The sequence below is a fragment of the Metabacillus sp. B2-18 genome (genome assembly GCF_021117275.1).
GTDB lineage: Bacteria > Bacillota > Bacilli > Bacillales > Bacillaceae > Metabacillus.
On record NZ_CP088245.1, the window covers coordinates 2,608,546 to 2,621,238 of the forward strand.

At 34.1% G+C, this 12,693-nt stretch carries 16 protein-coding genes; 5 read left to right on the forward strand and 11 right to left on the reverse strand.

Translation table 11 applies throughout. The features are described 5' to 3' along the window. Positions 1-153: 153 nt before the first annotated feature. Both LPC09_RS13065 and LPC09_RS13070 read right to left on the reverse strand, forming a co-directional pair. The gene (locus LPC09_RS13065) at positions 154-936 is read right to left on the reverse strand and encodes an alpha/beta hydrolase family protein (RefSeq protein ID WP_231307482.1); all 783 of its coding nucleotides are present in this window, start codon (positions 934-936) and stop codon (positions 154-156) included. 80 nt (positions 937-1,016) lie between these two features. After that, positions 1,017-1,754: a metallophosphoesterase family protein gene (locus LPC09_RS13070; protein WP_231307483.1), complete on the reverse strand. Its 738-nt coding sequence runs from the start codon at positions 1,752-1,754 to the stop codon at positions 1,017-1,019. A gap of 264 nt (positions 1,755-2,018) precedes the next feature. Between LPC09_RS13070 and LPC09_RS13075 the strand changes: the two genes are divergently transcribed. Beyond that, positions 2,019-2,477 carry a GNAT family N-acetyltransferase gene (locus LPC09_RS13075; protein WP_231307484.1) on the forward strand — a complete coding sequence of 153 codons (459 nt, stop codon included), beginning with the start codon at positions 2,019-2,021 and terminating at the stop codon, positions 2,475-2,477. Positions 2,478-2,523: 46 nt separating this feature from the next. Here LPC09_RS13075 and LPC09_RS13080 read toward each other — a convergent pair whose 3' ends face one another. Beyond that, entirely contained in the window at positions 2,524-2,895 is a 372-nt protein-coding gene (locus LPC09_RS13080; RefSeq protein ID WP_231307485.1) for a hypothetical protein, read from the reverse strand. Positions 2,896-3,203: 308 nt separating this feature from the next. Between LPC09_RS13080 and LPC09_RS13085 the strand changes: the two genes are divergently transcribed. Then, positions 3,204-3,650, forward strand: coding sequence for a CBO0543 family protein (locus LPC09_RS13085; RefSeq protein WP_231307486.1), 447 nt, complete (start codon positions 3,204-3,206; stop codon positions 3,648-3,650). A 134-nt stretch (positions 3,651-3,784) separates the two neighbouring features. On the opposite strand, the gene LPC09_RS13090 is transcribed toward LPC09_RS13085, so the two are convergent. From LPC09_RS13090 to LPC09_RS13110, 5 genes are all read right to left on the reverse strand, one after another. Further along, a complete protein-coding gene (locus tag LPC09_RS13090) occupies positions 3,785-4,183 on the reverse strand; it encodes a VOC family protein (RefSeq protein WP_231307487.1) in 399 nt (132 codons plus the stop codon). A 166-nt stretch (positions 4,184-4,349) separates the two neighbouring features. After that, positions 4,350-4,922, reverse strand: coding sequence for an ATP-dependent Clp endopeptidase proteolytic subunit ClpP (clpP, locus tag LPC09_RS13095; RefSeq protein ID WP_231307488.1), 573 nt, complete (start codon positions 4,920-4,922; stop codon positions 4,350-4,352). A gap of 32 nt (positions 4,923-4,954) precedes the next feature. Beyond that, complete coding sequence (locus LPC09_RS13100; RefSeq protein ID WP_231307489.1) at positions 4,955-5,662, reverse strand: sigma-70 family RNA polymerase sigma factor; 708 nt, start codon at positions 5,660-5,662, stop codon at positions 4,955-4,957. Between the two features lie 160 nt (positions 5,663-5,822). Then, on the reverse strand, positions 5,823-6,734 hold the full coding sequence (locus LPC09_RS13105) for a 1,4-dihydroxy-2-naphthoate polyprenyltransferase (protein WP_231307490.1): 912 nt from the start codon (positions 6,732-6,734) through the stop codon (positions 5,823-5,825). A 22-nt stretch (positions 6,735-6,756) separates the two neighbouring features. Then, on the reverse strand, positions 6,757-7,188 hold the full coding sequence (locus tag LPC09_RS13110; protein WP_231307491.1) for a MarR family winged helix-turn-helix transcriptional regulator: 432 nt from the start codon (positions 7,186-7,188) through the stop codon (positions 6,757-6,759). Between the two features lie 538 nt (positions 7,189-7,726). Between LPC09_RS13110 and LPC09_RS13115 the strand changes: the two genes are divergently transcribed. After that, entirely contained in the window at positions 7,727-9,310 is a 1,584-nt protein-coding gene (locus LPC09_RS13115) for an IS1182 family transposase (protein WP_231307492.1), read from the forward strand. A 145-nt stretch (positions 9,311-9,455) separates the two neighbouring features. On the opposite strand, the gene LPC09_RS13120 is transcribed toward LPC09_RS13115, so the two are convergent. Both LPC09_RS13120 and LPC09_RS13125 read right to left on the reverse strand, forming a co-directional pair. Continuing rightward, positions 9,456-9,950, reverse strand: a complete 495-nt coding sequence (locus tag LPC09_RS13120) for a hypothetical protein (RefSeq protein WP_231307493.1) — start codon at positions 9,948-9,950, stop codon at positions 9,456-9,458. Next, positions 9,950-10,420, reverse strand: coding sequence for a hypothetical protein (locus LPC09_RS13125; RefSeq protein ID WP_231307494.1), 471 nt, complete (start codon positions 10,418-10,420; stop codon positions 9,950-9,952). Before LPC09_RS13125 ends, LPC09_RS13120 begins: the two co-directional genes overlap by 1 nt. 360 nt (positions 10,421-10,780) lie before the next feature. On the opposite strand from LPC09_RS13125, the gene LPC09_RS27635 reads away from it, so the two are divergent. After that, positions 10,781-11,206, forward strand: coding sequence for a CBO0543 family protein (locus LPC09_RS27635; RefSeq protein WP_442920039.1), 426 nt, complete (start codon positions 10,781-10,783; stop codon positions 11,204-11,206). Continuing rightward, the gene (locus LPC09_RS27640; RefSeq protein WP_442919983.1) at positions 11,203-11,667 is read left to right on the forward strand and encodes a CBO0543 family protein; all 465 of its coding nucleotides are present in this window, start codon (positions 11,203-11,205) and stop codon (positions 11,665-11,667) included. Before LPC09_RS27635 ends, LPC09_RS27640 begins: the two co-directional genes overlap by 4 nt. A gap of 266 nt (positions 11,668-11,933) precedes the next feature. Here LPC09_RS27640 and istB read toward each other — a convergent pair whose 3' ends face one another. Then, entirely contained in the window at positions 11,934-12,692 is a 759-nt protein-coding gene (gene istB / locus LPC09_RS13130; protein WP_231307495.1) for an IS21-like element helper ATPase IstB, read from the reverse strand. Position 12,693: the final 1 nt, after the last annotated feature.

Consider the following 12,693-nt stretch of genomic DNA (forward strand, 5'->3'; position numbering starts at 1 on the left):
GGGAGAATTCGTAAATGCTGAAATATGTACAAAACGTACAACCCTATAGTTTAAATTCCTTAATACTTGTTCTCATTCCTTCCGCCGCATTAGCACAAGAAGAAAATACTCTTTTTAAGAATCGAGAAATTTACTATACTAGTAAAATAAAGTTCACTCTTTATCAAGTACTATATCAATTACTGAATCCCATGCTGTTGAGGAAGGATCAATAATTTTGAAATGTTCAACATCAGGAAGAACAGCTAAGTTTACATGACATCCTTTTTCTATTGCTTTTAAATAGTAATCTTTACTCAATTCTACTGGTACATGTCGATCAAGCTCACCATGAACTAGGACGTGGTTTATTTCGATTGGTATCAGCTCTATTGGAGAAGCGACTTTATATCGTTCACTAACCTCTTTTGGTGTTCCATCCATAAGTGCAGCTACAAGACTATTAATGCCTTTTTCTTCATGATGCTCCCACATTTTATTTAAGTCTGTTACTCCTGCCAAGCTAATCACTTTTTTAATAGGTACATTTAATTTGTTAAAGGTAAGCTCTGAATTAAAAGGGGTTGTCCTAGAAGCAGCCCAAAGTGCTAAATGTCCTCCTGCCGAATGTCCAACAATAACTAGATTAGTTAAATCTAAATTGTATGCTTCCTTCAACTGATTCAGATAATTAATGGCGTCGATAACATCATTAAAAGTACCTGTCCAACCTCCACCTTCTTCCCCTACTCTTCTATACTCGATATTCCAAGTGGCATATCCCCTACTTGTTAAGTCCTCTGCAATAGGGTTATTTTCTTCGAGATCATATTTAGACTGCCAAAACCCTCCATGAATGAGGACAATTACTCGAGATGGTTTATTGTTTTCAGGCATTCTTAATACACCGAATTGTGAACAATGTTCTCCATAAGATAGTTTAATAGTACGTGTCATTGTTTCCTCCTAAAAAAATCAAAAAAAGAAATTGGTGATCCCTATAAATTTACGAATAAAGTAGTTTTATAGAATTATTTCTAAGCTCTTCCACTCAATAGAAATTTAGCCCAGTCTTTCCGATTATTTTGATTTGCCATTTCAGCTGCTCTTTCCCAATCATATGGCACATTAATTTGTTCAATAAACCAATGATTTGCTTCTTTTTGCATAATAGTATAATTTGCATATGGTGATCCAGATTCCATTTTATGAGGGATGGGAAAATCATCATTATAGGCTGGAAGACCTACACTCCCTGGGTTAACGACCAACTTTCCATTAGGTAAATATACAGTTCTAGGAATATGACTATGCCCACATAATATCACGCTTTGTTCAACGTTATGTAGACTTTTCATTATGTCTGATGAACTCCTTAAGATTCCTCCCGCTTCCGTCATTTCTTCTAAAAGATAAACTTCGTCAGAATCAGGTGTACCATGGCATAAGAGAATATCATCGATTACTACCGTAGAAGGAAGTTGCTTAATCCAATCAAGATGTTCTTCATTCAAAATTTGATTCATTTCATGTAAGGTGGAATGAGATGAATCGTTTACAGGTTCAAGTAACATACGATCGCAATTCCCCATGATATGAAGCATTTTATGTTCAATTAATTGTGTAAACGTCCCTAAAGGATCTAAAGGACCAAATAAACTATCTCCTAGGTTAATGATGTTATCAATACCACGACGTGTAATATCTTGTAGTACAGCCTTTAATGCTAAACTATTGCCATGTATATCTGAAATAACTGCTATTTTTTGTTCCAAAAGATACACCCTCGATTCACCAGAAATTGAGATATAGCTAATATGAATAAACTAGTCTATCAGTATCATTCACCATAAATCACTGTTATCCTTCATTTAGCATTATAATTAATAAATAGGGCTATTTTATTTTAGAGCGGCCCATTGATTACTACAAATTGTTATAACACAAAAGCTATCCATTCATATGATTGTTAGATTTTCTTACACTATTATTGAAAGGCAAGCGGAATAAAATTTATATTTAATTTGGAGGTTGTTTTTATGAAAATTTTAAAAGATGATTTAACTGGAGACAAAGTAGCTGAATTGATTAGAGAGCATCTTCATGCCATGACTTTGAATTCACCACCTGAAAGCATCCATGCTTTAAATTTAGAGAAGCTAAGACAATCAAACATTACCTTTTGGACTGCATGGGAAGACAATGAATTAGCCGGAATGGGAGCCTTAAAAGAACTCGACAACTCTCATGGTGAAATAAAATCAATGAGAACTTCATCATCACACCTAAGAAAGGGTGTTGCTAGAAGAATGCTCCAGCACATCCTTGACGAAGCCATAAAGCGAGGTTATAAGCAACTAAGTTTAGAGACGGGATCAATGATTGAATTTGATCCAGCAAGAAAGCTATATGAAAAATTTGGCTTTGAATATTGTGAGCCCTTTGCAGACTATACTGAAGACCCAAATAGTGTTTTTATGACAAAGAAACTTGGATAAGTTCTGTGAACTTATCCTTTTTCTTCAAATGATAGAATAGTAACTTTTAGTGAGATATTGGGTTCAAAATAAGATCGATAGCCATTCCTAAACTATATACAAATAAAAGAATTAGAGTAACATAGAATACCTTACTCCACATTTTCCCTTTTGCATATATATTCACTAAAAAGAAAAAGAACAAAGCACTTGCAAAAATAAATTGTAGGAATTCCTTTACCTTATATGTTTCTAAGATTAACTCTTTATTATAATACAGTTGCAACTTCTCATTTATTGAAATTGGGATCGTGAAAATAGATAATATCAATGCAATTACAGTAAAAAGTCCATATATATTTAGCACTCTTCTTGTACTAAATTTCTTTTTAATAACTATTTCAATTTTTTTGGATGTTTGCGGTTGTATTTGCATCATTATGCCCTCCCAAATATTTCTCTCTCTATATACGAACAGATCTAAAGAAAGGTTTCACCTGCGTACTCCACCATGTTGTGATTCAGATAATCCACGGTTAACAAAGCTCATTTTTCATAAAAGGAAACAAATCCCTGTTTAGATGGTAAAGTAATTCCTTTAATAAAACTTCGTATTTATGGTAATTACCAATGAATTACTGCCCTTTTCGAAAAGCAGTATTGAATATAATACTTTAAATTTGTTTAGTACATGGATATTAGGTAAAAATATTTAGTATGAAACTTTTTGTGAGGTATTAACATCTTATGGTTTTCTTACTCTTCTCTGTTGTTGTTTTTATATTAGTTGCTTTATTAGTCCGAAAGAAGTTACCTAGACATGAGTTATACCCCATTGCACTTTTTTCTATTGTGTTAGGTTTAGTTACAGATGTAACATTAGACCTAAAATATAATCTTTATGGATACTTTGCACCAGGTGTAGATTACGGCGGTTTTTTACCAATTTTGTTCATATTCCCTTCATCAGGTGTATTATTTATGAACTTTTTCCCTTTCGAAAAATCAATTTGGAATAAAATCACCTATATATTCGGTTGGACTATATTCAGCCTAACCTATGAGTATTTATCCATTTTTTCTGGATATTTTTATCATAATGGTTGGAACTATTGGTTATCTGCTTTGACTTATCCTTTTTTATTATTACTTCATCTACTTCATCTCAAAATATTTAGGTTATATAACAAATGATTAGCGAAATAAATAAATCATTAATTGTCTGACTCCTACTTAATTTTGTCTTCTTGTAAATAAGGAAATTATCTGAAACTCAAGCAAAGACGCCATATTCATATACGGCGTCTTTGTTTGCAGATCCAGTAGATTTATTTCGGAAGATTAAGTTGCCATGAAACACCGTACCGGTCATTTAGCCATCCAAACTTCTTACTGAAACCATAGTCACCTAAAGTCATAAGTTCTTGCCCATCTGTTTTTAGTTTTTCATATAGATAGTCAAGCTCCTCTTCACTATCACATGTAACAAAAATCGAGAATGAAGGTGTAAAGGAAAACTGATGTTTCACATTACTATCAATACACATAAATTCTTGGCCTTTTAAGGAAAAGGTAGCCTGCATTACAGTTCCTTCGTCTCCAGATTCATTCGCACCATAGCGAATAATACTTGTTATTTCTGAATCGTGAATGATTGATATGTAATAATTCATCGCTTCTTCTGCCTTACCATCTTGAAACATTAAAAATGGTGTAACCTTTTCCATAAAATCGTCTCCTATCCTACTTTTCTTAAGTTTATCACACACATAAAAGATACAAAGAAAGTTTCTTAAGGTTCGAGAAGTTGATATATAATATTGTCTAAAACATATTTAAAAACCACTGAAAAAGATCATTCACCTTCATCAGTGGTTATTTTCTTGCTCTGAACTAAATGATTTCATCAATGATGCCATACTCTTTTGCAGCTTCGGCACTCATAAAATAATCACGGTCCGTATCTTGTGCAACTTTTTCAATCGGTTGGCCTGTTCGTTCTGCGATAATTTGATTTATGTGCTCGCGCAAACTGATGATTCGTTTGGCGGATATTTCAATATCTGTTGCCTGCCCTCTCGCTCCACCTAACGGCTGGTGAATCATAATCTCACTGTTTGGCAGGGCATACCGTTTACCTTTTGTACCAGCAAGCAACAGGTTTGCCCCAAAGGAAGCCGCCATCCCCATGCAAATCGTCCTAATATCTGGTTTGATATATTGCATCGTATCAAATATCGCAAAGCCAGCAGTTACTGACCCACCAGGACTATTGATATACATTGAAATATCCTTGACAGGGTCTTCTGCTGCTAGGAACAACAGCTGCGCCACAACACTATTAGCAAGCCCGTCATTAATTTCATCCCCGACCATAATAATTCGATCTTTTAACAACCGAGAGTAAATATCATACGATCTTTCCCCTCGACTGGATTGCTCAATCACATATGGTGTTACATTCATTTCGCTTCCTCCTTCTTTTAGGCGAAAAACAATTATGCCGCCATTAAGACAGTGCGTGAAGGACGAGAGTGAGCGAGTGTGCGCTGCATAGATTTTGCAGGATGGTAATCTTTCACCAGTGAACGCAGCAACGGTATGGACTTGATCAGAATATATGGATCCTGTCTTTTAAATGAGATGTGAAGGAGATGTTCCACTTGCTCACGTTCTTCTTGCACCCAATAAAGGTCAATGAGCGGATTGCCTTCTTGATCCATCTGCTTCGTTAAGCGTTGTTTGGCTCGATGAATAGTTGATTTTACTGATGTCTCAGTTGTCGAAAAGATGTCCGCAATTTCAGTGAGTTGATAGCGAAACCCTTCTTTTAATACAAGCATAACCACTTGCTTTGGAGTTAATTGATTCATCAATCGTTGTATGACCTCAAAGCGAGTCGCAATTTTGCTAGTCGTATCGTCCGAATCCAGTGCTTCAAGATCTGCTTCTAAGCTCTCTTTATTATGCTTACGAATCGTATCAACCCATTGATTGTGTGCCATCTTTTTTACCAAAGCTGCTGGAATAGAAGACTGGTCCCCGTAATGGAGCCAAAGCTTCATTAAAGCATTCTGCACTAGTTCCTCGCCATCCCATTGATTCTTCGCTAATCCCTGACAATATCGTCGCAGCTTTGGATAAATCTCTTGTAAGCCTTCCTCTGATAATAAATCCTTTGCACCGCGCGCACGGTTTCTCTGCATTACAATCACTCCTTCAGCACGTCTCTACTTTATAAACGGATTACTTAAACGAAAAGATACGGGGGGAGAAACTTTTTTGTGAGTTTTAAATGACACCTTGATCCTTTTTAATAAATATTAGCGAAGCATCAATAAATAGCATTCCTTTTATAATATTTCTTTAAAATAGATAACTAGTTAATAAACCTACTGATATTAGAATACTAAAGTATGTATTTGTCATCGCAGTTGATTTCATGGCTATACGCATAAATTGGGGTTCCTTAGCTCCTTTTTTGAATCCACGAATGGCTGCAATTGGCTTATTCAATCCTAAGAACATTACTAGTGTCCATGCACTAACATATCCCATACAAACTATTGCAACAATCCATAAGTATGAAATGAGAAAGGCCGATGCTAAAACGATTACTGCCCTTTCTCTTCCTAAGAGTATAGCCAGCGTTTTTCTTCCACCTTTAACATCTTCATCTATATCTCTAATGTTATTGGACATGTTGATTGCACCTACTAAAATTCCAATAGGAACAGAGATTAATATGCTTTCAACACTTAAAGAATTGCTTTGGATAAAGAAAGAAATAAGGACGAAAAAATTCCCCATCAACAAACCAGAAACTAACTCTCCAAACGGCGTATAGGCTATCGGTTTAGGTCCACCTGTGTATAGGTAGCCTGCCATCATCCCAATTAATCCAATAGGAGCCAGCCACCAACTGCTATACATACATATATACACGCCAATCAATGCTGCTACGATATACAATATAATTGCTGCTGTTAACACATTTTTTGGCTTCAATCCATGTCGGACAATACCCCCGCCAATCCCTACAGAGTCAACAGTGTCTAATCCTCGTTTAAAATCATAGTACTCATTAAATAGGTTTGTTGCAATTTGCAAAGCTAAACAAGCAATCATCATAGCAACAAACATGAGCCAGTTAATTTCTGTTTCATAAAGCGAAGCGACTGTCCCTAATATTACAGGTGCAAACGTCGCTGTTAAAGTATGTGGGCGAGTCATCTTCCACATAAGTCTTGTTGAACTTACTTCTTCTTGATTTTTCATAATAAAAGACCCCCGATGTTCACTACTTATTACCTTCTATAGAGTTGTTAATCATTTTTGATATCAAATTTTGCATATCAACTAATTTTTCTTCAGGTATTCCATTAATAACCGTATTATTGGTTTTTCTAAGAACTGGTACAACTAAACTCTCAAGGTGCTTCCCCTCTTTTGTTAAATAAACTTTAAAGGTTCTTTTGTCTGAAGGATCATCTTCTCTTATGATGTATCCTTTCTTTTCTAAACTAACAATCATTCGTGCAATGTTAGCTTTGTCTTTATTAAGTTCTGTAGATAATTCGTTTGGATAAATTCCATTTTTCTTCCACAGCATCATCATGATTAAAGTTTGTTCTGGTGCGAGATTAAATGGTTCTAACTGTTTCTTTACATAACTTGAAATGCTTAAATGTGCATTGCGCACAAAAATCCCAATATGGTCATCTAAATTCAAAAAGCTTTTTCCTCCTTCAAATAAGTTGATAATACAACGTTGATATATCAACGTTAGAATAATTCATTAGCCTTGTCAAATAGAAAATTGAAGTGATTTTAATTTTCCCCTCAAACAATCACACTATAGCGAGTGCTATTCATCAATTTGGCCTTTTTCTTAAAAAGTACTCATATGTAAAAAGGGGCTGACCCAAAAGTCTAGATTTTAGACCTTTGGGTTAGCCTTTTTTAAAAAGTGTTTTTTAAATAAAGTTAACTATAAAAACTGGTTCGTTCCATTGCGCTCCAGACACTTGCTTTCCGCGGGGAGGAAGCTGAGCCTCCTCGCCTTCGCCTGCGGGGTCTCAGCCTTTCCTCTACCTCCCGCAGGAGTCAAGTGTCTTCCGCTCCATTCCACTATCCTTTTAAAATAATATTTATTTGCAACAATCTACGAAAACAACCTTTTAAAAGACAAAATTAAAAACAAAAAAATCGCCCGATTCTGTATAATGAAGTTACCACACCACTTTATACAAGAAAGGAACGATTTTTTTATGAAATATGATCATATTTCTTTCGTTAATTATAACATGAATCAGTTAGTTCTTCCATTAGACCTTGAAATTCTCATCCCTCAAAATCATTTATCTATCATTGTTCATGAAGCTGTAGAAAAGCTAGACGATACTTTGTTGGTTCAACCTTACAAAGGTGGTGGACGCCCATCATATCATCCAAAAATGTTACTTAAAGTCATCATTTATGCTTATACACAAAAAGTTTACTCAGGAAGACAAATAGAGAAATTACTAACCGAAAATATCTACTTTATGTGGTTAAGTGGTAGTCAAACTCCTGATTTTCGTACGATTAATCGTTTTCGATCGGAGCGAATGAAAGACATAATCTATCAAGTTTTCTTTTCAATTGTAGAGTTACTACGTGAAAAAGGATTAGTCAAGCTGGAGCACTATTTTGTAGATGGGACTAAGATCGAAGCAAATGCAAATCAGTATACTTTTGTTTGGAGAAAAGCGACAGAGAAATATGAAAAAAGTTTAGATGATAAATATCGTCAACTCGCTTTACAAATTGAGCATATCCTTGAAAAAGAGGAAAAGACCGCCACTTCCATGGGGCTAGAAGAAAAGTTAAAAGAAACTCCGATTACCTCGGAACAGATTGAACAAAGTATTAAAAAGTTAGAAAAGCATTTAGAGACAGAACCCAAAAATAAAGAGGCGAAAAAAGCTGTTCGATTATTAAAGAAAGACTACCTTCCTCGAAAAGTGAAATATGAAGAACAAAATCAACTTTTCAATGGAAGAAACAGTTTCTCGAAAACAGATAATGATGCGACCTTTATGAGAATGAAGGAAGATCATATGCGAAATGGGCAGTTAAAACCAGGATATAATGTACAAACAGGAACAGAAGGTCAATTTATTACAGGTTTCTCTCTACATCAAAGAGCAGGTGATCCAGGCTGCTTAATCCCTCATCTTCAACACCTGGAGGAGCACGGAGTGAAACCAGAAAAAATAGTTGCCGATTCTGGTTATGGTAGTGAGGAAAACTATGACTTTTTAGAAAGAGAAGGACGAACAGCGTACATAAAATATAATACATTTGATCAGGAACAAAAAAGAAACTGGAAAAATAAAATCGAACGTGTAGAAAATATGGAGTACGATGAGGAACTAGATGAGTTTATATGTGCAAACAAGCAACGCCTTGTATTCCAGTATGAAACCTCAAAAACTTCTGATAATGAATATGTTTCAATTAAAAGAAAGTATTCATGTTTTGAATGTGCCGGCTGCCCTTTCCAAAAAACTTGTGCCAAAGGAAAAGAACAAAAAACAATTACAATATCACTAGAAAATCAAAGGCAACGAAAAGAGATTCGTGAACGTCTTCAGAGTGAAGAAGGACGAAAATTATATAGCCAACGAAAATGTGATGTGGAAAGTGTATTTGGACAAATAAAACATAATCAGCAGTTCAGACGCTTTTCAATGCGTGGCCTCCAAAAAAATACGATTGAATGGGGGCCTCTTTGCGTTGCACATAACTGTAAAAAAATGCAGAAGGCAATAAAAAGAAATAAAGCAAAAGAGGATATTGGATGCCAATAAGGGGGAGGAATACCCCTTTTTCATTAAAAAAATCCTACTTATTTGGTTTCTATACCAAAAATAAAGAAAGGGTGCTCAAAAGGTCGTTATTTAACAACCTTTTGAGTCACCCTCTAATTCATATCTCAACTTTTGCATACATTTGTTAACGTAGTAACTTTTCGTTTACTCTCAATTTTTCATAATATATTGCTGATATTGTCTGTGTTACTAAAAACACAGGGAAAGAATATGAAAGTTGATAACCTTTTTGAAATGTTATTATTTCTGTTTTCATAAACATCCATTGAAAAATAATTCCTAGTATAGCCCACCCTAGTATGTATATGATTACGGTTCTCTTATTTATTTTTAAACCTTCATAGAAATAAAAAAACAAATATCCAAATGGAGCATAAAGTAGATAATAAATTACATCAAATACTTCGTATCTATTTGAATCACTTACTCTATAGTAGTCAAACAAGCCCCCACCAATGCTAAAGTCAAACATCATACCTAAGGTTAAACCCCAGAAAAGGCTTAATAACGTTGCCGTTTTAGTAAATTTTTTAGGTAATAAAAGGACAACTAGAATAGCAAGTAGATTGAATATAAGTAAAAAGATTTCATTTTTACCAAAACTTTCCCACAATATCATTAATTTATCACCTCTTTGTGTTCCATTGCGTTCACACCTATTAAAATTAAATATCCAAAGATGTTTAATAAGAGGAAATAAATGATATCAAAAGCAAAATTCCAATTCATATATTTTGTCACATTAAAGTACATCCCACCTAAAGCTAATAAAGATAAAAATGAAGTGGATAATACTAAAACGACTATAGACCTTCTAAAAGACTTGGATATCTTAAGTAAATTCATCGTAATGACTATAGTTAATGGGATAACAATACTTCTATTGATTATAAATGCAGTATAGTCCATCACCTCTGTTGAAAGCTTAATAAATTTTAATTCCTCATATATAATCCAAGACCAATTGATACTAATCATTAAAATAAGGAGAAAAACAAAAGAGTTTTGCATGAATGAAAGCTTTTTAGGCATAATCACGAAAATGAACGTTATTAACCATGAAACAAAAAAATAGAAAGCAAAAGCCATATTTATCATCCTTTAACTTATATTGTTACGCTCAAAACTTACTAAGAAATTAGCATCTTAGGATTAGATTCTCCTATTTATTTGTGTACTATTGTTAACAAACTATACTTACTGCCATGATTAAAATTAAAAGTAAAAATTAGTTTTCGCATAATAGTGTGGGAAATATGTCTAACTTTTTGCAGGTGGTTTTATTGGAGAATCATAAATAAAAATTATGAGAATGAGTAGTAACTTTTATATTAAGGTGGATGAATTTACTCATAATTTCACATAATAAATTAGAGGTGGTTTTATTTGACTTTTGATTATTTTATTTTGATCTTTTTATGGATTATATTTCCCTTTATCCTTTATAGGATGATCCCAAAAAATCGTCTACGAGAAGCCATCGCTACCTTTTTGTTTTTTCATATGTTAACTTGGTTGTTTAGTATTGGGCTATCGTATACTAATACAATTGAATCTCCAATTAGATTCTTTAATTATGCTACAAAAATAAGCTTCACCATGGAATATTTAGTATATCCTACATTAGCTGTAGGGTTTCAATTAAAGTTTCCTAATACATCAAATTACCCGAGAAGATTACTTCACTATTTGATATGGGTTGGGATTATTGTGTCTTTTATGTTTTTAATAGGGATGTTCACAGACATAATGAATATGAAGAAAAGTCATCTATTAATGAGCTTCTTTAATTTTATTATTGAGCTTTGGTTGTGCCGCCAATTTGTCTTATGGATACTAAATAAAAACAATATGAAGAGTGAACAAATAATATGAAGATTGAGCACACTATCTTATATGTGATTTATGCCTGTGCATTTATTTCGTTCGCTTTTATACCAAAAAACAAATGGAGACAAGCAAGTATTATTTTTTTGTTTCAACAGTTTATTACCTGGTTTTTAGGACTACTTGTAGTCGAATTGCACCTAATTGAATATCCAATTAGGGAACTTTCAAGTGTAAGTAAATCAAGCTTTCTTTTTGAGTTCTTAATATTCCCTATAATTAGTATTTTCTTTTGTTTATACTATCCAGACACAAGGAGCTTATGGATAAAGTTTTTATATTCTAGTGCCTATTGTACAGGAATAACCATCCCTGAAACCATATTTGAGAGGTATACGCAGCTCATTAATTATTTAAAATGGGATTGGTATTTCACATGGTTATCCATTTACGCTACTTTATTATTATCTTGGTATTTTTATAAATGGTATTTTAAACTTAACAAGTAATAATCCTAAAGCACTGACAAAATATGAAATTCTATGTTTACCTTTTTAATTTTAGGTGAAAACTGATGAAAAAATTAAAGAGGTTATACTTAAATGTATTTATTATTAGTTGTTTGTTTTTGTCAATATTAATTTGAGCCAGAGTGATCACTTCAAAAGTGAGCCACTTTATCATTTCTAGCCCCCATTACTGGGAGGGATTGGGTGTTTGGAGGTCTTGCCCCGAGGAGGGGCAAGACCTCCAAACACCTCGCGTTCACTCCTGGTTATGCTTTAGTTTCTCCATTTTGTTTCATACTTTGTCTAAATCGATAGGATTCTCCGTTCAGTAAGTGGATGTGTGATCGATGGGTGAGTCGATCGAGAAGGGCAGCTGTCATTTTTTCATCTCCGAAAAGACTAGTCCACTCCGTAAATTCAAGATTGGTAGTAATAATAACGCTTGCACGTTCATACCTACTTGAGAAAAATTGAAATAGGAGCTCTGATCCAATTTTTGAAAAAGGTACATACCCTAGCTCATCTACGATGATCACATCAAATTTGAGCCACTTCTTTTCTAAAGCACCGAGTTTATGCTCGTCATTCGCCATCAGTAATTCTTCTACTAATTTAGACGCTGTAATGAACTTGGTTTTATAACCATTCTTTATCATCTCAATACCGAGTCCTGTAGCTAGATGGGTCTTTCCAGTACCACTATTTCCGAGAAAGAGAATGTTTTCCTTTTTCTCAACGAATTCACCTTTAGCTAGTGTTAAAAAACGATTTCGATTTAGACTAGGCATTAAACTGAAATCATAGGTATCCAAGGTTTTCTGGACTGGAAAGTTTGCTTGTTTTAGTCGCCTCTGTTTTTGATTTTCATCTCTCATTTCTATCTCTACTTCAAGTAAGGCTAACAAATACTCTTCATAGCTAAGGTTACGTTCTTCAGCTTCTCTTGCGAGAGAGCGATACTGTTTGTGAATGGTAGGCATTCTAAGCTGCTTGGTTAAATGATCCACTAGTAATTCTGTTGTCATC

Bases quoted from the DNA above. Each gene is read 5' to 3' on its own strand.
- LPC09_RS13065 (WP_231307482.1), bottom strand. From the start codon at position 936: ATGACACGTACTATTAAACTATCTTATGGAGAACATTGTTCACAATTC.
- LPC09_RS13075 (WP_231307484.1), top strand. From the start codon at position 2,019: ATGAAAATTTTAAAAGATGATTTAACTGGAGACAAAGTAGCTGAATTG.
- LPC09_RS13080 (WP_231307485.1), bottom strand. From the start codon at position 2,895: ATGATGCAAATACAACCGCAAACATCCAAAAAAATTGAAATAGTTATT.
- LPC09_RS13085 (WP_231307486.1), top strand. From the start codon at position 3,204: ATGGTTTTCTTACTCTTCTCTGTTGTTGTTTTTATATTAGTTGCTTTA.
- LPC09_RS13090 (WP_231307487.1), bottom strand. From the start codon at position 4,183: ATGGAAAAGGTTACACCATTTTTAATGTTTCAAGATGGTAAGGCAGAA.
- clpP (WP_231307488.1), bottom strand. From the start codon at position 4,922: ATGAATGTAACACCATATGTGATTGAGCAATCCAGTCGAGGGGAAAGA.
- LPC09_RS13100 (WP_231307489.1), bottom strand. From the start codon at position 5,662: ATGCAGAGAAACCGTGCGCGCGGTGCAAAGGATTTATTATCAGAGGAA.
- LPC09_RS13105 (WP_231307490.1), bottom strand. From the start codon at position 6,734: ATGAAAAATCAAGAAGAAGTAAGTTCAACAAGACTTATGTGGAAGATG.
- LPC09_RS13115 (WP_231307492.1), top strand. From the start codon at position 7,727: ATGAAATATGATCATATTTCTTTCGTTAATTATAACATGAATCAGTTA.
- LPC09_RS13120 (WP_231307493.1), bottom strand. From the start codon at position 9,950: ATGATATTGTGGGAAAGTTTTGGTAAAAATGAAATCTTTTTACTTATA.
- LPC09_RS13125 (WP_231307494.1), bottom strand. From the start codon at position 10,420: ATGGCTTTTGCTTTCTATTTTTTTGTTTCATGGTTAATAACGTTCATT.
- LPC09_RS27635 (WP_442920039.1), top strand. From the start codon at position 10,781: ATGATCCCAAAAAATCGTCTACGAGAAGCCATCGCTACCTTTTTGTTT.
- LPC09_RS27640 (WP_442919983.1), top strand. From the start codon at position 11,203: ATGAAGATTGAGCACACTATCTTATATGTGATTTATGCCTGTGCATTT.
- istB (WP_231307495.1), bottom strand. From the start codon at position 12,692: ATGACAACAGAATTACTAGTGGATCATTTAACCAAGCAGCTTAGAATG.